This window comes from Paenibacillus thiaminolyticus (assembly GCF_007066085.1).
GTDB classification, from domain to species: domain Bacteria; phylum Bacillota; class Bacilli; order Paenibacillales; family Paenibacillaceae; genus Paenibacillus_B; species Paenibacillus_B thiaminolyticus.
In genome coordinates this window covers 6430966-6453556 of record NZ_CP041405.1, presented here as the reverse complement: position 1 = coordinate 6453556, position 22591 = coordinate 6430966, and the positions used below count along the sequence as shown (strand labels likewise).

At 53.7% G+C, this 22591-nt stretch carries 19 protein-coding genes and 4 riboswitches; of the genes, 4 read left to right on the top strand and 15 right to left on the bottom strand.

Features of this window, described 5'->3' with window-relative positions; all coding sequences use genetic code 11:
* Positions 1-7: 7 nt before the first annotated feature.
* Positions 8-832: a DUF2935 domain-containing protein gene (locus FLT43_RS28410; RefSeq protein ID WP_087441257.1), complete on the top strand. Its 825-nt coding sequence runs from the start codon at positions 8-10 to the stop codon at positions 830-832.
* A gap of 53 nt (positions 833-885) precedes the next feature.
* On the opposite strand, the gene FLT43_RS29555 is transcribed toward FLT43_RS28410, so the two are convergent.
* The gene (locus FLT43_RS29555) at positions 886-1056 is read right to left on the bottom strand and encodes a hypothetical protein (RefSeq protein ID WP_164776122.1); all 171 of its coding nucleotides are present in this window, start codon (positions 1054-1056) and stop codon (positions 886-888) included.
* A gap of 137 nt (positions 1057-1193) precedes the next feature.
* Positions 1194-1583, bottom strand: a complete 390-nt coding sequence (gene gcvH, locus FLT43_RS28405; protein ID WP_087441469.1) for a glycine cleavage system protein GcvH — start codon at positions 1581-1583, stop codon at positions 1194-1196.
* An 82-nt stretch (positions 1584-1665) separates the two neighbouring features.
* Positions 1666-1749, bottom strand: a riboswitch (glycine riboswitch).
* A gap of 4 nt (positions 1750-1753) precedes the next feature.
* A riboswitch (glycine riboswitch) is annotated at positions 1754-1861 on the bottom strand.
* Between the two features lie 160 nt (positions 1862-2021).
* Positions 2022-2117, top strand: a riboswitch (glycine riboswitch).
* 3 nt (positions 2118-2120) lie between these two features.
* A riboswitch (glycine riboswitch) is annotated at positions 2121-2231 on the top strand.
* Between the two features lie 89 nt (positions 2232-2320).
* Between gcvH and gcvT the strand changes: the two genes are divergently transcribed.
* From gcvT to gcvPB, 3 genes are read left to right on the top strand one after another with little or no spacing between them, the layout of a single operon-like run.
* A complete protein-coding gene (gene gcvT, locus FLT43_RS28400) occupies positions 2321-3445 on the top strand; it encodes a glycine cleavage system aminomethyltransferase GcvT (protein ID WP_087441258.1) in 1125 nt (374 codons plus the stop codon).
* The gene (gene gcvPA, locus FLT43_RS28395) at positions 3442-4800 is read left to right on the top strand and encodes an aminomethyl-transferring glycine dehydrogenase subunit GcvPA (RefSeq protein WP_087441259.1); all 1359 of its coding nucleotides are present in this window, start codon (positions 3442-3444) and stop codon (positions 4798-4800) included. The genes gcvT and gcvPA overlap by 4 nt, the downstream gene beginning before the upstream one ends.
* Complete coding sequence (gene gcvPB, locus FLT43_RS28390) at positions 4797-6254, top strand: aminomethyl-transferring glycine dehydrogenase subunit GcvPB (RefSeq protein WP_087441260.1); 1458 nt, start codon at positions 4797-4799, stop codon at positions 6252-6254. Before gcvPA ends, gcvPB begins: the two co-directional genes overlap by 4 nt.
* Positions 6255-6376: 122 nt before the next feature.
* Here gcvPB and FLT43_RS28385 read toward each other — a convergent pair whose 3' ends face one another.
* From FLT43_RS28385 to FLT43_RS28330, 13 genes are all read right to left on the bottom strand, one after another.
* A complete protein-coding gene (locus FLT43_RS28385; RefSeq protein WP_087441261.1) occupies positions 6377-8008 on the bottom strand; it encodes a PASTA domain-containing protein in 1632 nt (543 codons plus the stop codon).
* A gap of 350 nt (positions 8009-8358) precedes the next feature.
* Positions 8359-8520: a hypothetical protein gene (locus FLT43_RS29550; protein ID WP_164776120.1), complete on the bottom strand. Its 162-nt coding sequence runs from the start codon at positions 8518-8520 to the stop codon at positions 8359-8361.
* A 65-nt stretch (positions 8521-8585) separates the two neighbouring features.
* Entirely contained in the window at positions 8586-9542 is a 957-nt protein-coding gene (arcC, locus tag FLT43_RS28380; RefSeq protein WP_164776143.1) for a carbamate kinase, read from the bottom strand.
* A 19-nt stretch (positions 9543-9561) separates the two neighbouring features.
* A complete protein-coding gene (locus FLT43_RS28375) occupies positions 9562-10080 on the bottom strand; it encodes a GNAT family N-acetyltransferase (RefSeq protein ID WP_087441263.1) in 519 nt (172 codons plus the stop codon).
* A 128-nt stretch (positions 10081-10208) separates the two neighbouring features.
* The gene (locus tag FLT43_RS28370; RefSeq protein WP_087441264.1) at positions 10209-11984 is read right to left on the bottom strand and encodes an ABC transporter substrate-binding protein; all 1776 of its coding nucleotides are present in this window, start codon (positions 11982-11984) and stop codon (positions 10209-10211) included.
* Positions 11985-12298: 314 nt separating this feature from the next.
* The gene (locus FLT43_RS28365; protein WP_087441265.1) at positions 12299-14071 is read right to left on the bottom strand and encodes an ABC transporter substrate-binding protein; all 1773 of its coding nucleotides are present in this window, start codon (positions 14069-14071) and stop codon (positions 12299-12301) included.
* Between the two features lie 344 nt (positions 14072-14415).
* The gene (locus FLT43_RS28360; protein WP_087441266.1) at positions 14416-16176 is read right to left on the bottom strand and encodes an ABC transporter substrate-binding protein; all 1761 of its coding nucleotides are present in this window, start codon (positions 16174-16176) and stop codon (positions 14416-14418) included.
* Positions 16177-16416: 240 nt separating this feature from the next.
* Positions 16417-16845, bottom strand: coding sequence for a 3-hydroxyacyl-ACP dehydratase FabZ family protein (locus FLT43_RS28355; protein WP_087441267.1), 429 nt, complete (start codon positions 16843-16845; stop codon positions 16417-16419).
* 208 nt (positions 16846-17053) lie between these two features.
* Positions 17054-17938, bottom strand: coding sequence for an alpha/beta fold hydrolase (locus FLT43_RS28350; protein WP_244194095.1), 885 nt, complete (start codon positions 17936-17938; stop codon positions 17054-17056).
* A 47-nt stretch (positions 17939-17985) separates the two neighbouring features.
* Positions 17986-18888 carry a TetR/AcrR family transcriptional regulator gene (locus FLT43_RS28345; RefSeq protein ID WP_087441269.1) on the bottom strand — a complete coding sequence of 301 codons (903 nt, stop codon included), beginning with the start codon at positions 18886-18888 and terminating at the stop codon, positions 17986-17988.
* Positions 18889-18975: 87 nt separating this feature from the next.
* Positions 18976-20196 carry an MFS transporter gene (locus FLT43_RS28340; protein WP_087441270.1) on the bottom strand — a complete coding sequence of 407 codons (1221 nt, stop codon included), beginning with the start codon at positions 20194-20196 and terminating at the stop codon, positions 18976-18978.
* 241 nt (positions 20197-20437) lie between these two features.
* Entirely contained in the window at positions 20438-21481 is a 1044-nt protein-coding gene (locus tag FLT43_RS28335; protein ID WP_087441271.1) for an FUSC family protein, read from the bottom strand.
* A 204-nt stretch (positions 21482-21685) separates the two neighbouring features.
* Positions 21686-22564: a BsuPI-related putative proteinase inhibitor gene (locus tag FLT43_RS28330; RefSeq protein ID WP_087441272.1), complete on the bottom strand. Its 879-nt coding sequence runs from the start codon at positions 22562-22564 to the stop codon at positions 21686-21688.
* Positions 22565-22591 lie beyond the last annotated feature (27 nt).

Here is a 22591-nt window from a genome sequence, read left to right as displayed (position 1 = left end):
AGTGCATATGCATATTCATCAGCCCTTGGCCGCTCCGGTCGGATCGCTCTTGTTCGAGCACCGCTTCTGGCTGCAAATATTGGGAGATCATTCCCGCTTCATATTGGACGCCCTATCGCCACGGGAAACGGAAGACATTCGCCGGGCGAATCAATTTATACAACGGTTCGATCAGCTTCTGGACCAAGCCCGCCAAGCTTCCTCCGAGTCCCAAGCCCTGGCCATCGCTGCCGATGCGCATGCCGCAACGATGGAATTGAAGGATTTCAAGCTTGATCTGCTGCGCAGATCTCTGCTCCGCCAGGTGACCGTGCATCTTCCCCCAACCTTTTTCAACCATATGCTCAACGAGCTGCAAGAGTATGTTTATATTCTCGATGCCGTTCGGGCCGGGAAGGCGGTGCCTTTGTTCGATTCGCTTCATTATGATCTGGTATGGCTATCGGACGCTTCCGGCCATGCATCGGCCATCGCATCGAACCTGGATGCGGTGGAGAGGCGGCTGATCGAGAAGAGCCGCGAATTTGAGAAGCATTTCGATGATTATTACAAAAAAGCGGTCGAAATGGTCGGCTACTTGCGGACCCAGCTTCGCCGCTTCCCTGCGATGGAGCGGTTCCACCGCGATGTGAACTTGGAGATTAAGCTGTTCACGAAATTCCTGCTAGAGCTGGAGGAAATGGATCTAAGCGCGGAGACACTCGATGTCATCAGTCCGCTGATGCCGGATCATATGGCGCGGGAGGAATGCTACTATCTGATCAAATTGGCCCTCACCGGCGCTGTCCCTTCTCCGGAATGCGATCCAACCACGCCGCGGGTTCAAGGATAAAGCAACCCCCCAGTTCCAGGAACTGGGGGGACTTGCGGTGCTTGAGACACGCACTATTCGGACCGTTTCGTTTCCGCATCGGGTACGATTCGACACTGCTGAGCGCCTTCCAGATCGGCTCCGAACTCGGAATCTTGGCCCTCGACGTCCGGCATTCTGTTCAGCTTCGTCGTCTGTACTTCCGCCTTCGTCGCTTGGTCGCGGTTATGTTCTTGGTTGTTCATTCGGCAACTCTCCATTTCGCATATACTCATGTACACAGCTAGTATGCGAGAAGGAGCGCCGCTTTATTCATGGATGTTCCGTTATTCCCATGTTCATACATCCGCATCGGTCTGCAGCCGGGGTTGCGGGCGGCACCCTACTCGATATGCTTCCGGTAGCCCTCCGCATTGAGCAGATGCTTCATCGCTTCCTCCGGCTCGGCATCCAGCTCCACCTCGGCAAGCCAGCCGCCTTCATACGGTTCGCTGTTCACCTTCTCGGGGCTATCCTCCAGATCGGGATTGACCTTCGTTACCGTTCCCGAGACCGGGCAGTACAGCTCCGATACCGTCTTGACCGACTCGATCGATCCCATGCTGTCGCCCGCCGTTAAAGCGGTTCCAATCTCCGGGAACTCGATGAATACGATATCTCCCAACTCAGCTTGTGCGTGATCGGTAATCCCGATGCGCACGGTTCGCCCTTCGACGACGACAACCCATTCATGCTCCTCGCTGTACAACAGATTCTCTTTCACTTCGCTCATGTTCACGCTCATTCCTCTCTCATTATTATCGCAATTAGCCGGCACAGCAAAAAAAGACAGATCAAAGACTCATTCGCCTCTTCTCTGTCCCGGGTGCCTGAGAGTTTGCCCGGCTGCCCACGGCAGGCCGGTATTCCCCTTGGGCGGCAGTACGCTCTCTCCAGAGGTGCGTCGGACGACGGTGCTTCTACCTGAGAGATTCCTCCCCGACACGGCGGTTCGGCGGCTTGCTCCTTCGGTGCCGGGACTTGGAACCCGGTCTCTCCCGTTCGTCTTCATTCGCGGTATGTGATACTGTTCAAAATTTACATCTATAGCGTAGTTCAGCTTCCCCGCCATGTCAATATGAGAATCATTTTCGCAGAAGTTCGCAGAAATGGATTGACAATGTCAGGAAGGTTCGAGTAATAATGGAGGTATGACAATTGCACATTGCGAATGATGGTAAAGGGAGAGATTACTGCGAGACAGTAACGCCGAAGGAGTAAGCCCGCCACGGGTGAATCTCTCAGGCAAAAGGACGTTTACCGGACGCGCCTCTGGAGAGCATCCGCTTCAAGCGGGTCACCCAAGGGGAAACTTATGGGCCGGCTTCAGCAGACGGAAGCCGGAAGATCATGAGGTAACTCTCAGGTACACAGGACAGAGCGTAAGAAGGCATCCGCTGGAAGCGGAGCGGCCTTTTTTCGCCTGTCTTTTTTTTGAGTCCCATTCATTATCCATATCGAGGTGATGTCATGTCCACGTTACAACGCACGCCCCTATTTCCGAAGTATGCCGAATACCCTTCCGTCCGCTGCATCGATTTCGGCGGCTGGGAGCTCCCGGTGCAATTCAGCGGCATCCAGCGGGAGCATGAGGCCGTACGGCAGCAGGCCGGCCTGTTCGATGTGTCGCATATGGGCGAGCTATTCGTGAGCGGTCCTGCCGCATTCTCCTTTTTGCAGAAGATGACGACGAATGACTTGTCCAAGCTGGAGGACGGCAAGGCGCAGTACTCCCTGCTCTGCTATCCGCATGGAGGTGTCGTCGACGATCTGCTCGTCTACCGTCTTGCCGAAGATCACTATATGCTGGTCGTTAACGCATCCAATACGGACAAAGTTGTCCAATGGCTGCATGACCATGCAGAGGACGGCGTCCATATCGATAACGCGTCTTCCCGCACGGCCCTGCTGGCGCTGCAAGGACCGCAGGCGCTGTCCATTTTGACGCAGGCAACCGAAGCCCCTGTCAGCGGGTTGAAAGCGTTTCACTTCCTGTCCGATGCCCAGGTGTGCGGCGTTAAGGCTCTCGTCTCGCGCACAGGCTACACGGGCGAGGATGGGTTCGAGCTCTATATCTCGGCTGACGACGCGACCCATCTATGGACGGAGCTGCTGCGAATCGGCGAACCGTTCGGGCTCGTTCCGGTAGGCCTGGGGGCCAGAGATACGCTTCGCTTCGAAGCGAAGCTGCCGCTATACGGCCAGGAGCTGTCCGAGCAGATTACGCCGCTGGAGGCCGGGCTTGGCTGGTGCGTGAAGCTGAATAAAGGGGAGTTCATCGGCAGAGAGGCACTCGCCAAGCAGAAGGAAGAAGGCGTTCCCCGGCGATTGGCCGGGATCGAATTGATCGATCGCGGCATCCCGCGGACCCACTATCCCGTCTATGCAGGCGATAAGCTAATCGGCGAAGTGACGTCCGGCACGCAATCCCCTACCTTGAAGCGCAATCTCGGCCTGGCGCTGATTGAATCGCCATACGCCGAATTGGATACCGAACTGGAAATCGAGATTCGCGGCAAGCGGCTTAAGGCCCGCGTCGTCGCCGCTCCATTCTATCAACGCCCTACTACAACCAAGGGAGGTTCGCCTTCATGACCAAGACACATCGCTATATCCCGATGACCGGGCAGGACGAGCGGGACATGCTCGCCGCGATCGGCGCGGCATCGATCGAGGAGCTGTTCCGCGACATTCCGGAAGCGGTTCGTTACAAGGGACGGCTTCCGATTTCCGAAGCGCTGGACGAAGCGGCCCTGCTGCGCCATATGCAGGAGCTGGCCGGCCGCAACGCCAACCTTGATCAGTATGCGAGCTTCCTTGGCGCCGGCATCTATGACCATCATATTCCGGTCGTCATCAATCACGTTATCTCCCGTTCCGAGTTCTATACCGCTTATACGCCATATCAGCCGGAAATTAGCCAGGGAGAGCTGCAGGCCATATTCGAGTTCCAATCCTATATATGCGAACTGACGGGCATGAAGGTGGCCAATGCGAGCATGTATGACGGGGCGACCGCGCTCGCGGAAGCCGGGGTGCTGGCAAGCGCGGTCACGAAGCGCAAGCGGGTCGTCGTCTCGCGCACCGTGCATCCGGAAGCCCGGCAGATCCTGCATACGAGCGCCCGCGGGCTCGGTCTGGAGATTGTGGAGGCGCCCGATGCGAACGGAGTAACCGACCTGGAGAAGCTGGAGGCGCTCATAACGGACGACACGGCTGCGGTCATTGTCCAGTCACCTAACTTCTTCGGCTGCATCGAGGACGTGAAGGCCATCGAACCGATGATTCACGGGCGCAAAGGATTGCTTATTATGAGCGCCAATCCGCTGTCGCTCGGCCTGCTGGAGAGCCCGGGACAGCTGGGCGCCGACGTCGTCGTCGGAGATGCCCAGCCGTTCGGCATCGCCTCCTCGCTGGGCGGTCCGACCTGCGGATACTTCGCCGTATCCGAGCCGCTGATGCGCCGCATCCCTGGCCGGATTGTCGGCCAGACCAAGGATCTGGACGGCAAGCGGGGCTTCGTGCTGACGCTGCAAGCCCGCGAGCAGCATATCCGCCGCGAGAAGGCGACATCCAATATTTGCTCGAACCAGGCGCTGCTGGCCTTGAGCGCTTCCGTCTATTTGTCTGTCATGGGCAAATCCGGCATCCGCGAGATCGCGAATCTGAACGTCCAAAAAGCGCATTACGCTGCAGATCGGATCGCGCAATCGAAGGCTATGTCCCTGCCGTTCACCTCGCCGTTCTTCAATGAATTCCTGGTGAAGCTGCCGGAAGGCGTCTGTCCGGCCGCCTTGAACGCCGCCTTGATGAAGGAAGGGTTCATCGGGGGCCTGGATGTATCCCGTTACTATCCGGATCTGGCGGGCCATATGCTTGTCGCTGTGACGGAACGCCGGACCAAGGCGGAAATCGATCAATTTGCCGAACGATTGGAGGGTGCTGTATGAAACCGGAGAAAAAGCTGATCTTCGAGCTGAGCAAGCCGGGGCGGACTGCATATTCATTGCCTGAATGCGATGTTCCGCAGCGGGGTATCGAAGAATTGATACCTGCGGGCATGCTTCGCCAGCAGCCGGCGGAATTGCCGGAAGTGTATGAAGTCGATGTCATCCGCCATTACACCGAGCTGTCGCGCCGGAACTTCGGCATCGACAACGGCTTCTACCCGCTCGGTTCCTGCACGATGAAGTATAATCCGAAGATTAACGAAGATGTCGCCCGCTTGGCGGGCTTCGCGAAGATTCACCCGTATCAGCCGAGTGAGAGCATTCAAGGCGCGCTGGAAATGCTGTACACCCTCCAGCAGGACCTTGCCGAACTCACGGGGATGGACGAGGTGACGCTTCAGCCTGCTGCAGGCGCCCACGGGGAATGGACGGGCCTCATGATGATCCGGGCCTACCATGAGAGCAAGGGCGAGACCCGCACCAAGGTTATCGTTCCCGACTCGTCGCATGGGACGAACCCGGCGAGCGCGACGGCCGCTGGCCTCGATACGATTACGATCCCTTCGGATGAACGAGGACTCGTAGATCTCGAAGCTCTGCGGGCGGCCGTCGGTCCGGATACGGCTGCTCTCATGCTCACCAATCCGAGCACGCTCGGCTTGTTCGAGGAGCACATCCTGGAGATTGCCGATATTGTGCACGAAGCCGGCGGCCTGCTCTACTATGACGGCGCGAATTCCAACGCCATTATGGGCATCACCCGCCCGGGAGATATGGGCTTCGACGTTGTGCATTTGAATCTGCACAAGACGATGAGCACGCCGCATGGCGGCGGCGGTCCCGGAGCCGGCCCGGTCGGCGTCAAGAGCATCCTGGCGCCATACTTGCCGAAGCCGCTCATCGTGAAGAAGAAGGATGGCAGCTTCGGATTCGAAGAAGAACGGCCGACCTCGATTGGAAGGGTCAAAGCATACCTTGGCAACTTCGGCATTCTCGTCCGCGCGTACACCTATATGCGCACGTACGGGCCGGACGGACTTCGCCGCGTATCCGAATGCGCGGTGCTGAACGCGAACTACATGATGCATCGGCTGGCGCCGTATTTCGAAGTGCCGTATCCGGGCGTATGCAAGCATGAATTCGTCATCTCCGGCAGCGGCTTGAAGCAATATGGCGTGCGCACGCTGGACGTCGCCAAGCGGCTGCTCGACTTCGGGTTCCATCCGCCAACCATCTACTTCCCGCTCAATGTCGAGGAATGCATGATGATCGAGCCGACGGAGACCGAGAGCAAGGAGACGCTCGACACCTTTATCGACACGATGATTCAGATTGCGAAGGAAGCGGAAGAACAGCCGGATCTGCTGCTCAATGCGCCGCATCACACTGATGTGAGAAGGCTTGACGAGACGCTGGCCGCCCGCAAGCCGGTCTTGAATTGCGCTTGCAATTAACGAAGAAGAAGCCCTTCGCCCCTGCGCTTGAATGGCGCGCCTGGGGCGAGGGCTTCTGTTCTTATAGAGACAGCAAAGGAGAACTGCCTCATCGATAGGCAGTTCTCCCTCTTTTCCGCAGCTTATTGCTGTTCCCGGCTAATATAGAAGGTGACTCGTTCGCCCTTCTTAATCGCTGCGCCTGCTTCCGGCTCCTGCTTGAAGATCTGGCCAGCGGGCTGCTCCTCGCTGTTCTCCTTGAAATACGACCAGCGTAGACCCGCAGCCTTCACTTGCTCTTCCGCCTCTTCCAGCGTCAGACCAATCAAGCTCGGAACCTGCACTTCTCCTTCACCCGTCTGTCCCGCTTCAGCAGGAGGCGTCTCCGTCCCCGGATTCGCCGGATCCGTCGGCGTTCCCGTGTCTGGCATCCCTGTTCCCGGCGGAGTCGTTCCTGGATCTGTCGTTCCAGGCCCCGAAGGCACCGTACCGGGATCGGTTGTGCCCGGCTGCTGCGTATTATCCGGCTGGGTTGGGGTTGTCGTCCCCGGATTCGTATCCGGCTGCTGTGACCCTTGGCCGGCACTGCTGCCGCTATCCGTGTTCGAGCTTGAAGAGCCTCCGTTCGAGCCGGCAGGTGTATCCGGTTCAACAACGGAACCATTATCGCCGCCATCCGGAACAATAGTATCATTATCGGCATTATCGCCGCTGCCGTCCTGCTGTTCCCCCGCGGTATCAGAGTCGGCTCCTTGCGTCGTTCCCGGTTCGGTCACTGCGGCCGTCTCATTGTCTTTGGAGAGCGAATTCGCCCAGATGACGGCTCCGCCCAGGACTGCGAAAAAGACGCACACACAGGCAACGATAAGCAGCATCTTGCTTCCGTTGAAGGAAGCGGCCTCCTTGCGTTCGTATTCATCATCATCCTCTTCTTCGGCCAGTTCCTCATCCGCTTCCACATCATAGGGTTCGGATTCGGCAAGAGGACGCCGGGGCGACAATTCCTCACGCGGAGGAGCTGCCGTGAATACGGGCGTCGCCACGTCGCGGCTTGCCTGCATCGGCACCTCCGGCACCTCCGGCACCTCCGGCTGCTCCATAATCTCCCGGAGCCCGACCATGAAGGTGAACAGCGACGCATCTCCCGCGTGCACCTTCCTCATCAGCTTCAGAGCCAAATCTCTCTGCGCTTCATTCAAGTCCTTCAACGCGCCATATAAGCGAGTCTCGACAACATCGAACTGCGAAGGGACATGCGGATGAAGCGTACACAGCTGATACAGCAGCCGGTACAAGGCGGTGGTGCCGTGCTCCCCTTCCTCCGCCTGGGTCCAGTAGTTCATAATAATCAGTTGATTGTCCGCCGTCACCCACACATTATCAATCGTAACCGGGAATCGGCTGACCCCTTCCTCCAGCGCTTCCTGAATGCTGGTGCCCAGTTCGTAGATCATGGTCAGCACCTTCTCCGAGCTCAAGGCGTGCCGCTGCGCATACTTGACTAACGGCATGCCGCTGTACGCCATAAAGACAACGTAGAAGTCCTCTCCGGACATGCCTGCATTCAGCATATGGAAAAATCGATTATTGGAAAAATGCGATACATTCCCGAATGCGGTGCGGTACTCGTCTGCACGGCCCGAATCGGTATTTTCTACAACATAAATAAATACGTCGCGCTGCAAAGACATATCAACGGCTTCATAGAGAATGCCGCCGCCCAAGTGAAAGATGACGGAATTCAGCTGATAACGTTCTGCTATGTAAGTGCTCATACAGTAACTCCTTTGTCCATGGTAAGAGGCGTTGTGCCCCCTTGTGTCATTATGAGGCATCGGCCGCCGTTTTGCAAAGCTCCCCTATATTAGACGGCCAGATATATCGTTCGGTTGCGCCCCCAAGCAAATCTAGTAAAACAAAATATACCCAATATTCTATTACGGTTTTCAGTATAGCATAGTTCCACAGAAGTCCGTTATCGAACCAGGTTGCTATTATTTTCCATGGAGTTACTTTCGTTCACCGTGTCCATTTTCTAATAACCGCTTCGGCTTTCTTCTATATATAAATAAGAGCCGCCCGGCATGCTCTTCGGCATCGCAGGGAGGCTCAAGGGTCCGGCTCATTAACCTTCGTTGTCGTCGCCGGTCCGATCTAGAATGAGATTGGTAACGGAAGTCGAGTCGCCGCGTTCAATTTCTTCCGGAGTCGCTTTTTCTTTCAAATTATCCAGCTCCATGCCGGGCGCGAAGGCCTGACCGGATTGCTTCTTCTGCTTATTGGTCATCAATGGACATCCCTTTCACCGTAGGCTCCCCTTATTGTTCCTGTCAAGCCCGGTATCTATGTAACCTATCGAGAATCACTCGGCGCTTCGGCGGTCTCCGGAACGAACCGCGTGCCTGCCAGGCCGGCCAGTGCGAGATCGGCCTGATCGAGCGAACAAATAATCGCGGTTCCTCCCTGTGCGGCGAAGGACGCCGCAGCCTCCACCTTCGGTCGCATACTGCCCTGACTGAAGTGACCCTCTTCCATGTATTCAACCGCAGAAGATGGGGTCAGGCTGGCCAGGGGCCGCTGATCCGGACGGCCATAGTCGGCATAGACGTGCTCGACGTCAGTCAGAATAAGCAGCACATCGGCTTGAATCTCGCGTGCGAGCCTGCAGCTGCTGAAATCTTTGTCGATCACGGCCTCTATCCCAGCATAGATGCCGTCTTTCTGCCGCACAACGGGAATCCCTCCTCCGCCGCAAGCAATGACAATCTGGTTCAATTCGAGCAGTTGCCTTACGACGTCTGCTTCCACAATCGCTTGAGGGCGCGGAGACGGGACGACACGCCGCCAGCCCCGGTTCGCATCCGGCTTCAACTGCCAGCCTTTCTCGCTCATAAGCCGCTTCGCTTCCTCCTCCGTGTAGAAGCTGCCGATCGGCTTGCTCGGATTGCCGAAGGCCGGATCGTCAGGCGACACCTCCACTCTCGTAATCAAGCTGACGACCGATCGGCCGCTCCCGCCGCTTGCCAGTTCATTGCGCAATAATTGTTGAATCATGAAGCCGATGAAGCCTTGGCTTTGGGCCGTGCATACATCGAGAGGCAGCGGAGGCACAACCGCCTGCGCTTCTTCCTGCTGGCGCAGGAGATTGCCGACCTGCGGTCCATTGCCATGCGTGATGACGAGCCGATGCCCTCGCTCGACCAGTCGGGCCAAGACGGTGCAGCTGCGCTGCACATTCGCCAGTTGGTTCGCGTAGGTGGCCTCCTGCTTCGGCTGCAGGATGGCATTGCCGCCCAATGCCGCGAGAATCGTAAGTTGTTCTGCCGGTCTATGTAGAGTCAGACGAATCCGCTCCTTCCGTGATCGATAGAGACGACGCTGTAAACGATTGTACTATCTTATTTGGCTCTTCGTGCTCCGTATATTGATTACCCGTATAGCCCGCAATTACCTTTCGCCAGAACGATTGGGCCGGAACATTCCTTTTAATCTGTGTCACGATCCAACGCCCCGGATAAGCATCGAATAAGGAACACGCCGCGGCGCTCCCGATTCCGTGGCTGCGGTACTTCCTCATCACAAAAAACTCGCTCATCACATGGAGTGGCGCGCCCCTGTTATCCTCCACGCTGACGAGAGCGAATCCGGCCAATCCATCATTCGTCTCGATGAAATAAGGATGGTGACCCGAGCCAGGCTCCCAATACCGTTCCAGATCCGGGTACTCTCCATACCGTCCGTTCGGCAGCACATCCGCATCATTATATGCGGAAAAATCATAAAAATAATACTGCATGAGTTGGCGAAGCACGGTTTCTTCTTCCGCCCGAACTCTTCTCAGCTTCATAGCGTCTCCCTTCTTCCAACAGCAGGTTATCATAGAATCATAGGATAAGTGGCAAATTTTATCAAGACCATTTCCTGTCACAAAAAAACCTCCCCCGTTCCTGACGGGAGAGGGTCGGCAACCATGGATTACTGAATCATCAATGCATCTACACCATAAGAGAAGTTGCGGTATGGGCTCATATCCAGTCCTGTAAAGCGCACATTATTTCCCCACATATCGCGCCGCTGGTACATAAAAATGTATGGCAAGTCTTCATTGATTTCTTGGTACAATTCTTTGTAAATCGATTTTCGTTCCTCGATATCGAGCGTTTTTCCGCCTTTATCGAACAATTCATCGACTTTTTTGTTGGAGTAACCGATTTCGTTCCAGGATCCTCCGGTAATAAAGTTATTTTGTGCCCCTTGTGGATCTGGATCGAGGCCCCAAGCCATGAACAGCATATCGAAATCGCCCTTCTTCTGCTTCTCTACGACGGCGTTGAAGTCCATTTGCTCGGCAACGAATTCGATGCCCAGTTCCTTGTAGTTCGCTTGTGCTACCGGAATAATCGCTTCATTCACCACGTTCGGCGAGGTAGCCGCGAAGTTGATCTTGAATTTTTCGCCGTCTTTTTCGCGTATGCCGTCCGAGCCAACCTTCCAGCCCGCCTCTTCAAGCATTTGCTTCGCTTTTTCCAGATCGAACTCGTACTTGTTCACTTCATCAGTATACGCCCAGGATAGCTTCGATTGCGGCACATTGATGACCTCGGCATAGCCTTGGTATACGGCTTCCACAATTTGCTCGCGATCAAGCCCGATCGCCAATGCCTGGCGCACCTTCACATCCTGGAACTTCGCCCGGTTGTGGTTGAAGGCGATGTAACCGTAACCATTGGTCGGGAACAAGGAAATATCCAGGAAGCCCATCGATTGGAGCAGCTCGAAGTTGTCAAGGTTCGCGGAGATGAAGTCCATATCCGTTTCCCCGGTCTGCAGCAGTTGGGCGTTCGTCTCGTCCGTCGTAAACTTGTAGATCAGCTTCGGAATCTTTGGCGCGCCTTTGAAGTAGTTCTCATTCGCGACAAAGGATACATCCTGGCCGGCCTGGAACTTATCCAGCTGGTATGGACCGTTGCCAAGCGGCTTTGTGAACAGGTCGTTCATATAGCTCAAATTGCCTTGCTTGTAATCTTTTCCGTAATAGGCTTTGGAGAGAATGCCTGTCGCGCCGATAGAGGACTGCGCCAGGGCGCTTGGTTCAATCGTTGTGAATTCAATGGTGAGAGGATCGATAACCTTGATGCCTTCAATGGAGGTTGCTTTGCCGTCGTAGTATTCTTTGCCGCCTTTGATTTTACCCTCTCGAATGATGTCCATGGGACCGTCGTATGACTTGTCATGCAGAACGGTAATCGTAAAGGCGACATCTTCCGCAGTTAGCGGCGAACCGTCGCTGAACTTCAAGCCTTCCTTCAGCTTGTACGTATGAGCCAAATAATCCGGTGAGACTTCATACTTCTCGGCCAGCACCGGAGCATACGTCCCGTCCTTCTGCACTTCCAACATCCCCTTGAACAACGTGTTCATGACGTATTTGTCATAGGCTGTCTCCGCGTAAAGTGGATGGAAAATTCCGGCTGGCGCGGACATGCCGATGATGAGAGTGTCTGTCCGGGACGTAGCAGTCGCCGGCGACTTGCCCGGATCGGAAGCCTTTACAATCCCTTCGTTGACGAACCCGGACTCCTCCGGTTCGGACACCTTGTCTCCATCATCCTTCTTCTCCGGCTCATTGCCCTGCTGCTCTTGAGCAGGTTCTTTGGCCGGTTCCACGGCATCGCCGCCACCGCTGCATGCCGACAGCACTAGCGTAAGTGACATCAGCAAGCATAGAAAAATAACCCAACTTTTCTTCACTGCACAACTCCCCCTACATTCATGTAATAATTATGTTGACACTTAGCAGTAACGAAGTTAATGGTTTGCCCCAGGAGGCCAAACGATGGAGCCAACTTTCGAACTTTGGTCAAATAATTATGCAGGAATCCCGTTGTTTGTGTATGAGCTAGGTAGTTAAAGAATATAATACTTGCCTAACAATGTTTTGTAAATCCCTAGTTTAGAAAAGATAGGGTTTTCTGTTTGTCTCCGGGTCGTGCATATATTCCAACTCGCTCCCTGTCACAAAAACCCTCTCCCGACAGGACGGGAGAGGGTTCGGCAGCCCTTGATTAATTAATCGACAATGAATCTACCCCATAAGAGAAGTTGCGGTAAGGGCTCATATCCAATCCCGTAAAGCGGGCATTGTTCCCCCACATATCGCGTCGCTGGTACATGAAGATATAAGGCAGATCTTCATTAATCTCCTGATACAACTCCTTGTAGATTGCTTTCCGCTCTTCAATATCCAGCGTTTTTCCGCCCTTTTCGAACAGCTCGTCGACTTTTTTATTGGAGTAACCGATTTCGTTCTGGGAGCCGCCCGTTATAAACACGTTTTGTGCCGACTGCGGATCCGGTCTCAATCCCCATGCCATGAACAGCATATCGAAATCGCCCTTTTTCCGTTTCTCGATAACCGCGTTGAAGTCCATTTGCTCGGCAACGAATTCGATGCCCAATTCCTTGTAGTTCGCTTGCGCTACCGGGATAATGGCGTCATTCACCACGTTCGGCGAGGTAGCCGCGAAATTGATCTTGAATTTTTCGCCGTCTTTTTCACGCACGCCATCCGTACCGACCTTCCAGCCTGCTTCTTCCAACAGTTGTTTTGCTTTTTCCAGATCGAATTCGTACTTGTTCACTTCATCAGTATAGGCCCAGGATAGCTTGGATTGCGGAACGTTGATGACATCCGCATAGCCTTGGTAGACGGCTTCCACGATTTGTTCACGATCGAGGCCGATCGCCAGTGCCTGACGAACCTTCACATCCTGGAACTTCGCCCGGTTGTGGTTGAAAGCGATGTAACCGTAACCATTCGTCGGGAACAAGGACACATCCAGGAAGCCCATCGATTGGAGCAGCTCGAAGTTGTCGAGGTTCGCAGAGATGAAGTCCATATCCGTCTCTCCGGTCTGCAGCAGTTGAGCGTTCGTCTCTTCATTCGTAAACTTGTAGATCAGCTTCGGAATCTTCGGCGCGCCTTTGAAGTAATTCTCATTCGCGACAAAGGACACATCCTGACCGGCCTGGAACTTCTCCAGCTTGTATGGGCCGTTGCCGAGCGGCTTCGTGAACAGATCGTTCATATAGCTCAAATTGCCTTGTTTATAATCTTTTCCGTAATAGGCTTTGGAGATAATAGGCGTAGCGCCAATAGCGGACTGCGCCAATGCGCTTGGTTCAATCGTTGTGAATTCAATGGTGAGAGGATCGATAATCTTAATGCCTTCAATGGAGGTGGCTTTGCCGTCAAAGTATTCCTTGCCGCCCTTAATCTTAGCGTTTCTGATAATGTCTGAGGGGCCGTCATACGACTTGTCATGCAGGACAGTGATCGTGAAGGCAACGTCTTCTGTCGTCAACGGCGATCCATCGCTGAACTTCAACCCTTCCTTGAGCTTGTACGTGTGGGTCAAATTATCCGGGGAAACCTCGTACTTCTCGGCCAGCACCGGAGCATACGTCCCGTCCTTCTGCACTTCCAGCATCGCCTTGAACAACGTATCCATGACGTAATTGTCATATGTTGTCTCTGCGTAAAGTGGATGGAAGATTCCGGCAGGCGCCTGCATGCCGATGATGAGAGTGTCTGTCCGGGACGTGGCGGTTGCCGGCGACTTGCCCGGATCGGAAGCCTTTACAATTCCTTCGTTGACGAACCCGGAATCCCCGGAATCGGAAGCCTCTTCTCCACCCTTCTTCTCAGGCTCATTACCTTGCTGTTCTTGAGCCGGTTCCTTGGTCGGTTCCGCGGCATCGCCGCCACCGCTGCATGCCGACAGCACTAGCGAAAGTGACATCAGCAAGCATAGAAAAATAACCCAACTTTTCTTCACTGCACAACTCCCCCTACATTCATATATTAATTATGTTGACACTAAGCAGTAACGAAGTTAATGGTTTGCCGCATGGGACAAACGATGATAAACAAACTTTTCGAACTTTGGTCAAATAATTATGAAGGAATTTCGTTGTTTGTGTGCTAGCCAGGTAGTTAAAAATATAATACTTGCCTATCAACGTTTTGTAAATCCCTAAAGTTTATAATTTCGTTATCTTTTCCGATGATCCGCCAATATTGATCAGTAATAAGTTCAAGCAGCTCTTGTACATACAAGGGAAAGTTCGTATTCTAGCACTAAAAAACCCTCCCCATGACGGGAGAGGGTAAGGCAATATGTTATTGAATCATCAAGCCGTCAATGCCATAAGAGAAGTCGCGATAAGGACTGATATCGAGACCTGTGAAGCGCGCATTGTTCGCCCACATATCGCGGCGCTGGTACATGAAGATGTAGGGCAGGTCTTCATTGATTTCTTGATATAGTTCTTTGTAGATCGCTTTGCGTTCCTCGATCTCGAGCGTTTTTCCGCCTTTTTCGAACAACTCATCGACTTTTTTGTTGGAGTAGCCGATTTCGTTCCAGGATCCTCCGGTAATGAATATATTGTGTGCTCCTTGCGGATCTGGATCAAGGCGCCAAGCCATGAACAACATATCGAAATCGCCCTTCTTCCGCTTCTCGACAACGGCGTTGAAGTCCATTTGCTCAGCAATGAATTCGATGCCCAATTCCTTGTAGTTCGCTTGCGCCACCGGAATAATCGCATCATTCACCACATTCGGCGATGTAGCAGTAAAGTTGATCGTGAATTTCTCGCCGTCTTTCACACGTATACCATCCGCGCCGACTTTCCAGCCCGCATCTTCAAGCAGTTGCTTCGCTTTTTCCAGATTGAACTCGTATTTGTCCACTTCATCGGTATAGGCCCAGGACAGCTTCGATTGCGGCACGTTGATGACCTCGGCATAGCCCTGGTATACGGCTTCCACGATTTGCTCGCGATCTAGGCCGTAAGCCAACGCCTTGCGCACCTTCACATCCTGGAACTTCGCCCGGTTATGGTTGAACGCGATGTAACCGTAACCATTCGTCGGGAACAAGGAGATATCGAGGAAGCCCATCGATTGGAGCAACTCGAAGTTGTCGAGGTTCGCGGAGATGAAGTCCATATCCGTCTCCCCGGTCTGCAGCAGTTGGGCGTTCGTCTCGTCTGTCGTGAACTTATAGATTAGCTTCGGGATCTTAGGTGCGCCTTTGAAATAGTTCTCATTGGCAACAAAGGATACGTCCTGGCCGGCCTGGAACTTCTCCAACTTGTATGGCCCGTTGCCAAGCGGCTTCGTGAACAGGTCGTTCATGTAGCTCAAATTGCCTTGCTTGTAATCTTGTGCGTAATAGGCTTTGGAGAGAATGCCCGTCGCGCCGATAGAGGACTGCGCCAGGGCGCTTGGTTCAACCGTTATGAATTCAATGGTGAGAGGATCGATAACCTTGATGCCATCAATGGAGGTTGCTTTGCCATCAAAGTATTCCTTGCCGCCTTTGATTTTGGCCTCCCGGATGATATCCATGGGACCGTCGTAAGACTTGTCATGCAGGACGGTAATCGTAAAGGCTACGTCTTCTGCCGTCAGCGGCGAACCGTCGCTGAACTTCAAGCCTTCCCTCAGCTTGTACGTGTGGGTCAAATTATCCGGGGAAACTTCGTACTTCTCCGCCAGCAACGGCGCATACGTCCCGTCCTTCTGTACTTCCAGCATCGCCCTGAACAACGTTCTTGTCACGTAATTATCATACACCGTTTCCGCGTAAAGCGGATGGAAAATTCCAACTGGAGCCTGCATGCCGATAATCAGCGTGTCTGCTCGGGCCGTGGCGGCAGCCGACGACTTGCTCGGATCGGAAGCCTTCACGATCCCTTCGTTAACGAATCCGGATTCCTCCGATTCGGCCGCCTTACCGCCGTCCTCCTTCTTCTCCGGCTCGCTGCCCTGCTCTTGAACCGGTTCTGTGGTGGGATCACTGCCGCTGCATGCCGACACCACCAATGCCAGCGATATTAGCAAACATAACAACATAATCCAACTTTTCCTCACTGCACAACCCCCTAATTGATTAATAATTATGTTGACACTAAGCAGTCACATAGTTAACGGTCTGCCGTATGTACGACAAACGACGGCTAAACCCACGTTTCGAACTTTTGTCAAATAATTATGCAGGAATCATGCAATGATTGGGCAATACAGGTATTCATGTTATATGATAGCTTCAATTCTCTATTTCGTAAATCTTTTTTTATGTAAATATATATAATATATCTAAATTTATTTACATTACTTATTATCACTTTCCACATATACCATAATCTCATCCACGCTCACAATGACCTTGCCCTCTACCGTGGCCTTGCCGCTGCCCACAACGAAACCGCGCCTTGCCTTAATTAGCGTGTACTCCAAGTCAAGGCAGTCTCCCGGTGAGGCATGTCCGCAGAACTCCGCCCCCTTGATGGATGACAAAAAGCCGAGTCTGCCGCCCTGTCCCATCGCCGCCAACGCGCCCAATTGGGCCAAAGCTTCAACGATCATTGTATGCGGCATCGTCTGTTCCGCCGCTTCACCGGCGAAATACCATTCCGTTCCTGTGACTTTTTTGGTGCCCTTCGCCCATTGACCTGCTTGAATGCCGGTAATCCTATCCACCATCAGGAACGGATACCGGTGCGGCAGCCGATCCGTTATTGTATTGTGGTTGTCTGTCATCTCCTGTCCCCGCTTTCTTTCATGTTTTATACAAAATATAATTGGTCAGCTTCATTCTCCCTATTCATTGGCATCGTCTCCTGTTCACGTGATTCGCATGGCACACGATAACATTAGACACTTCGCTGCTGCAGCGCCGTTTCCCTGCCCAATCACAAAAAAGACCTCCAATGAGGTCTTTTTCGCATTTTCTGCAAAATCACGATCGTCAATGCCGCATATACTCTTCCGGAGCATCCCTATCGGCATCATACAGATGCCCTGACCATGCCAACGCTTCCTCCCGCTCCTCGGGCAGCATCTTGCAGCGGTTCTTCACCCACTGCTCTATGATCCAATTCATCTCCAACGCATTTTTGGTCGGAATTTGATGCTTCGCCTTCGGGATCCAGTACAATTGGCTGTTCGGCAGACCTTCATGCAAGATAAGCGCATATTTGTGGAAGCTTCTGTCGCTCTGCCCATAGATCAGCAGCACCGGCGCCTTGATATCCTTGAGCCGGTCTGTGCAATTGTAGGTTAAACTGTATTGGTAATATTGCCTCCAGTTGGCAATATTACCTTTCCTCGCCGCTCGCCGAAGATTTTTATAGGTAAGGCGGCTGTCGGCATTACCCCACGTGATGGCCCAGGAAATAAGCGACTTGGACTTCAAGCGCGTCAAGGCTGCCGCTCCGCGAATACGGCCGCGCAGCCACATATCACTCGCTTCGGACATCGCGCTGATCAGCATGCCCCCCAGGAACCTCTCCGGGGCCGACAAGAGCGCCTGCAAGGCGATCGAGCCTCCGGTAGAGTAGCCGCCGACATACGCTTGCTTCACGCCCAGCTTATCCATCAGGGCGAGCATATCCTCGACGATGAGCCGGTATGTGAGCGGCTCATCGGATGTTCCGCTGTATCCGTGGCCCCGAATATCGAACGTTATCAGACGGAAGCTGTCAGACAATTGGGCCATCTGGTAATTGAAATTTTCCGATGTCAGTAATGGAGGATGGATCCAGATGATGGGCACCCCTTTGCCGCGCACATGATAGTGCAGGCTGACACCGTTCAAGCGGGCAATCGGCACCCCGGTCACCTCTCTCATCATAAGTGTTAGGCTCAGGGTGCCCTGTGAGAACCATGTTTATTCTTGGCTTACAGCCGGTTCAAATGCTGCACGGCCATCTCCAGCTGATCACAGACAGGGCGCAGCGTCTCCACCCGCTTCAGATTGGCGAGCATCCCCAATACGATGACCCGCCGCGGCTGAATCTCCATCAGCTCCTGCTCCAGCACCGCAAGCGAATCCATGGCATCCTGATATTGTTCGGGCGGGAGGCTCAGGCGGGTCAACTCTTCACGCATTTTCTCCACGAGGACGAGCGGATGCATCGCTTTCTGCGGCTCCTGGCTAATCGCATGAAGAAGCGCCGGCCAATCCTCTTCCTTCATGAACGGTTCCGGCCGGGATTGAAGCAGCTTTTGCGCGTTCAGATCGACCAGATCAAGCGCGTAATCAATGAGCCGATCCAACTTCACGGTAACCTCTTCCAGCAGTAAACCATTTAAATAGGTGGAAATGATTCCATGCAACTGCAAGGTCAAATCGAGCTTGTAAGGCGAGATGGCGCTCCCGTACATGTCCGCCAAATCATTCATGATGCTCCGGGTATTATCAAGACTGACCTGCTGCAAAAATTGATGGATCTCTTTATTGGCGAACCCGGCATTTTCCCGCATTTGCATCGTCGTGAACTCGGGATATTCGGACCACATCACCATATGAACTTCGATCTTCTTCTTCATCCGTTCACGGGGCGTCAATAACGGATCCCGTTCAATGATTTGCATCCGATCATAGAGCAGCCTGTAATAATATTTGAATATGTTCAGCAATAGTTCTTCTTTGGACGCATAATGCTGATATACGCTGCCCTTCGACATTTTGCAATATTGGGCTATCTCCTGCATCGTCGTCTGCACGTAGCCTTGCGTAGCAAACAGCTTCATCGCTGACTGCAAAATATGCTTCTTTTTATCCGCCGAACGATCCTCCATGACTATTGATGCCCCCTTAATTACTGTTCCGCGCATGCGAATAGGACTTATCTTAACGAAAAAGTCCCCCGCTTGCAATCGGCCCCCTCACATAGACGCCGTCGAGGATTGAACCTCCTCCTTCCCGGTACGCTTCCAGCTGGCGAGAATCAGCGTGCTGAGCAATAAAATCGCGGCTCCGAACAAATAAGGAATATTGGTATTCACATCATACAAAATCCCGGCAATCGACGGCCCGATAATATTGCCCAGACTCATATACGCCGTATTCATGCCGGCGACAAAGCCTTGTTCGTTGCCTGCCATTTTGGACAGCAATGTGTTCAGTGCCGGCCGAATGATCGCGGTGGCGGCAAAGAACAGCAGCGTTACGGCAAAAATCGCTCCGAACTGCCGGACAAAGAGCGTCAACACCATCGACGCGCCGGCCAGGATGAAGGAAGCATGCAGCACCTTCTTCTCGCCGAAGCGGCGCAGCAGCCTATCGATCAGAACCGCCTGCACGATAACCCCAATCAGGGCCCCGAACGTAATAATAAGTGAGATTTGCTTCGGAGTGAATCCGAGCTTGCCGTCGAAATACAATCCGAATATCGATTCGAAATTTTGCAGGCCGAATGACATCGTAAAAACAAGCGCAAGCAGCACAAAATACGGCGCCTTAAAAGAAGCCAGAAACTGCTGCACCATAGTCGGCCGCGGCCCGTTCTTGCTCGCCTGTATCGCGCTCCGCTTCTCCGGAGGCAGCGTCTCGGGCAGAAATAGCAGAGAAAGCAGCGTTCCGGCTACGGCTAACCCGGCGGCGAAGTAGAAGGGAACGCGAATGCCGTATTCCGCGAGCAGTCCCCCGATGCCCGGACCGATGACCACCCCCAGCGTCATGGAGGCGCCGAACAGTCCCATCCCCTTGGCCCGTTCATCCTCGGTCGTAATATCGGCAATATACGCCATCATAGGCGAGGTTAACAAGGCCGCCCCCAAGCCGCCGAGAAGCCGGGACAGATACAGCATCCACATCTGATCCGCGAAGGCGAACACAATTTGCGACAAAGCGAATATGCCGACCCCGCTTACAATCAATATTTTGCGGCCGTATTTATCCGACCATTCCCCTGCAATCGGGGAGAACAGGAATTGGGTCAACCCAAAAGCGGCAACCAGGTAGCCCATCGCCTGCCCTCCGCCGCCGAATTCCTGCAAAAAAGAAGGCAATATCGGGATGATCAACCCCATTCCTACCATTGTCACGAACATGTTCATCATCAAGATGAACAATGGTCCGTTGAACTTCCGCCTTGCTTGCGACATCTCTCTCGTCCTCCTCTATTCTCTCGTCTGTCCTTCTGTTAATTCGATGCCTGGGCTAGCGTGAGTCCACCGTACCCCGCCAGATCAGTACCAATAGGTTCTCAATATGACTATAGGGTCGTTAACATTCTACCTCAATAAGCCCGCTCAAGTCAAAAGGCTCCTCGATAGCTTCCCGGATGCTTACGCCATAAAAAAAGAACCGCATTCGCGGCTCTTGCAAAGTAATTCAAGCGGAGGACTACAGCAAGCTTTGCAGCAGTCCTTTATCTTCTTCTTTATCTACATGTCCGACCAGACGGTCAAGTCTGCTGATCTGGTGGCCGTATTCATATAAGGACGCAGCCACGATCGACAACCGCAGCACTCCTTCCGGCCCATCCTCGCCGTACTGCAGCGCCTCGGTCATGAAGCGCTCGTTCTCCCGCTCCAGATTGGCAATCTCGCCGCTATCGGGCTTGACCTTGTCCTCGAACTTGAGCAGGACATGCTCATGGCACTTAATGAGCAGCTCCAGATGGCGATCGAAGAACAGATCGGATTCCTTCGTCCGGGCCGACTGGAAATAATGCTCCTCGATGATGTTCAGCACCTCGATGCCTTTGCGCAGCGTGTTCAATAGCTGCTTGTACACGACGATGCGGCGGGTATGCCGGTATTTGGCCCGCTTCAGCTTCTTCGTCTCCTCCTCGAAGAGCTTGTATTTGTCCGAGATCGATTTTAAGGAATCCTCCAGCCCCTGCTTCTCGACGCGGAACGCGCTCTCCTTCATCTCATCCGAGATGGCGGTGCGCAGCAGAAGCGACATCCGGCTGAATACATTCTGAATCTGCCCGATAAATTGCGCCTGCGGATTCGGCGGAAAGAACAAAATATTGATTAAAAATGCCGAACCGATACCAGTCAGCGTCAGCGCGAACCGCCCAAGCGCGAAGTCCCATTGCCCCGATGCTTCCATGACCGAGATGACGGTAACCAGCGTCAGCCCTACCGTCTCCTCCATCTTCATCTTAAGACAGATAATGATAACCACGATACATACAATCCCGACCGCAATCGGCTCGTTCGAGAACGCCATCCCTGCCAGGAGGGCAATCGCGGCCCCCAATGTATTCGTCTGCAGTTGATCGAGAAAATAACGCCATGACCGGTAGATGGACGGCTGCATGGCGAAGATGGCCGCTACTGCGGCAATTACCGGCGTTTTGAATTGAAAATATTGACTGATGTATAAGGCGAGCGTTACGGCGATCCCCGTCTTTAACACCCGGGCGCCAAAAGCCATGGCCCTCCCTCCTTCCTTCTATCCTATCCATATGGACAGATCTCCATCGTATGCCTTGTATGGACAAAGTTTTATTTTATCTGATCTTATTGTAAAAGCAAGTCCTGAAGGCGGCAATATGCTTCTATCCGTTCCGCTCAGTTGACGACAAAAAGCCTTCATGCCGGATGTCCGGTTAGAAGGCCTAAGTCCGCGTTTCTGCTTTTAGAATTGGATTTCCTGCTTCAAGTACGCTTTTTGTTCGGTCACCAGCCAGAACTCGACCGTATAGGTTTGACCTGGCTTCAGATTCACAGGCTCACGGTATGTCAACGATTTCCCGGGAAGGACCGTCTCCTCTCCCAATACGGTTAAATAAACTTTGTCCTTCGAGGCCTGATACACCAGTCTGCCCGCCGAGTCGGTTACCTTCACATCATAGCGCTGCGAGGAGCCGAACAGAAGAACCATCTCTTCATGCGATACATTGGTTACGGTGAACGTCAGCAGCGCCTCACCTTGCTTGCTGCGGCCGACCTCCAGCTTGGACTCCAGCTGCGGAAGCTGGACCGCCTGCTGGAACTGCTTCGCCAGCTTCTTGGCCGCTAGCTCCGAGATCGGCTCTCGGAAGTCAAGCTCCCCTGTCACGAGCGACAGGGATACGGCCGCATGAATATAGCGGTCCGCCCAGGCCGAGCTCTTGTACGGCGATGACTCCGCCTGATCGAACGCCGGCACGGCAATCTCGTCAAGCTGGTATCCCCGTACGAGCGCAGCGATCAGCTCCTGATAGGTTACGCTTCGATCCGGCTGGAAATGAGTGGCGTCCGTTCCCTTCATAAGCCCCGCCTCGATGACGGCGGGAATGGCCCCTTGCGCCGTGGCCCAGTGATCGGCCGCATCCGCGAATGACGTGCTCGTCTTTTTCGTATCCAGACCGAAGAGTTCGGTCAGCAGGACCGCCAGATCAGCCCGGCTCAGCTCGTTGATCGCTGCTTCTATGTTGTCGGGCTCAATCGTCCGGGGTTCAGCGTGTGTTCCTGCCGGAAGGACCATCATGCCGGCAATGAACAACCCAAGGGCAAGCGTACTTAACTTCTTCATCTCAATCTACTCCCTTCGCGAATATCG

What these genes read in the sequence shown, in the direction of transcription:
- FLT43_RS28410 (WP_087441257.1), top strand. Translation starts at nt 8, where the DNA reads ATGCATATTCATCAGCCCTTGGCCGCTCCGGTCGGATCGCTCTTGTTC.
- FLT43_RS29555 (WP_164776122.1), bottom strand. Translation starts at nt 1,056, where the DNA reads ATGAACAACCAAGAACATAACCGCGACCAAGCGACGAAGGCGGAAGTA.
- gcvH (WP_087441469.1), bottom strand. Translation starts at nt 1,583, where the DNA reads ATGAGCGAAGTGAAAGAGAATCTGTTGTACAGCGAGGAGCATGAATGG.
- gcvT (WP_087441258.1), top strand. Translation starts at nt 2,321, where the DNA reads ATGTCCACGTTACAACGCACGCCCCTATTTCCGAAGTATGCCGAATAC.
- gcvPA (WP_087441259.1), top strand. Translation starts at nt 3,442, where the DNA reads ATGACCAAGACACATCGCTATATCCCGATGACCGGGCAGGACGAGCGG.
- gcvPB (WP_087441260.1), top strand. Translation starts at nt 4,797, where the DNA reads ATGAAACCGGAGAAAAAGCTGATCTTCGAGCTGAGCAAGCCGGGGCGG.
- FLT43_RS28385 (WP_087441261.1), bottom strand. Translation starts at nt 8,008, where the DNA reads ATGAGCACTTACATAGCAGAACGTTATCAGCTGAATTCCGTCATCTTT.
- FLT43_RS29550 (WP_164776120.1), bottom strand. Translation starts at nt 8,520, where the DNA reads ATGACCAATAAGCAGAAGAAGCAATCCGGTCAGGCCTTCGCGCCCGGC.
- FLT43_RS28375 (WP_087441263.1), bottom strand. Translation starts at nt 10,080, where the DNA reads ATGAAGCTGAGAAGAGTTCGGGCGGAAGAAGAAACCGTGCTTCGCCAA.
- FLT43_RS28355 (WP_087441267.1), bottom strand. Translation starts at nt 16,845, where the DNA reads ATGACAGACAACCACAATACAATAACGGATCGGCTGCCGCACCGGTAT.
- FLT43_RS28350 (WP_244194095.1), bottom strand. Translation starts at nt 17,938, where the DNA reads ATGATGAGAGAGGTGACCGGGGTGCCGATTGCCCGCTTGAACGGTGTC.
- FLT43_RS28345 (WP_087441269.1), bottom strand. Translation starts at nt 18,888, where the DNA reads ATGGAGGATCGTTCGGCGGATAAAAAGAAGCATATTTTGCAGTCAGCG.
- FLT43_RS28340 (WP_087441270.1), bottom strand. Translation starts at nt 20,196, where the DNA reads ATGTCGCAAGCAAGGCGGAAGTTCAACGGACCATTGTTCATCTTGATG.
- FLT43_RS28335 (WP_087441271.1), bottom strand. Translation starts at nt 21,481, where the DNA reads ATGGCTTTTGGCGCCCGGGTGTTAAAGACGGGGATCGCCGTAACGCTC.
- FLT43_RS28330 (WP_087441272.1), bottom strand. Translation starts at nt 22,564, where the DNA reads ATGAAGAAGTTAAGTACGCTTGCCCTTGGGTTGTTCATTGCCGGCATG.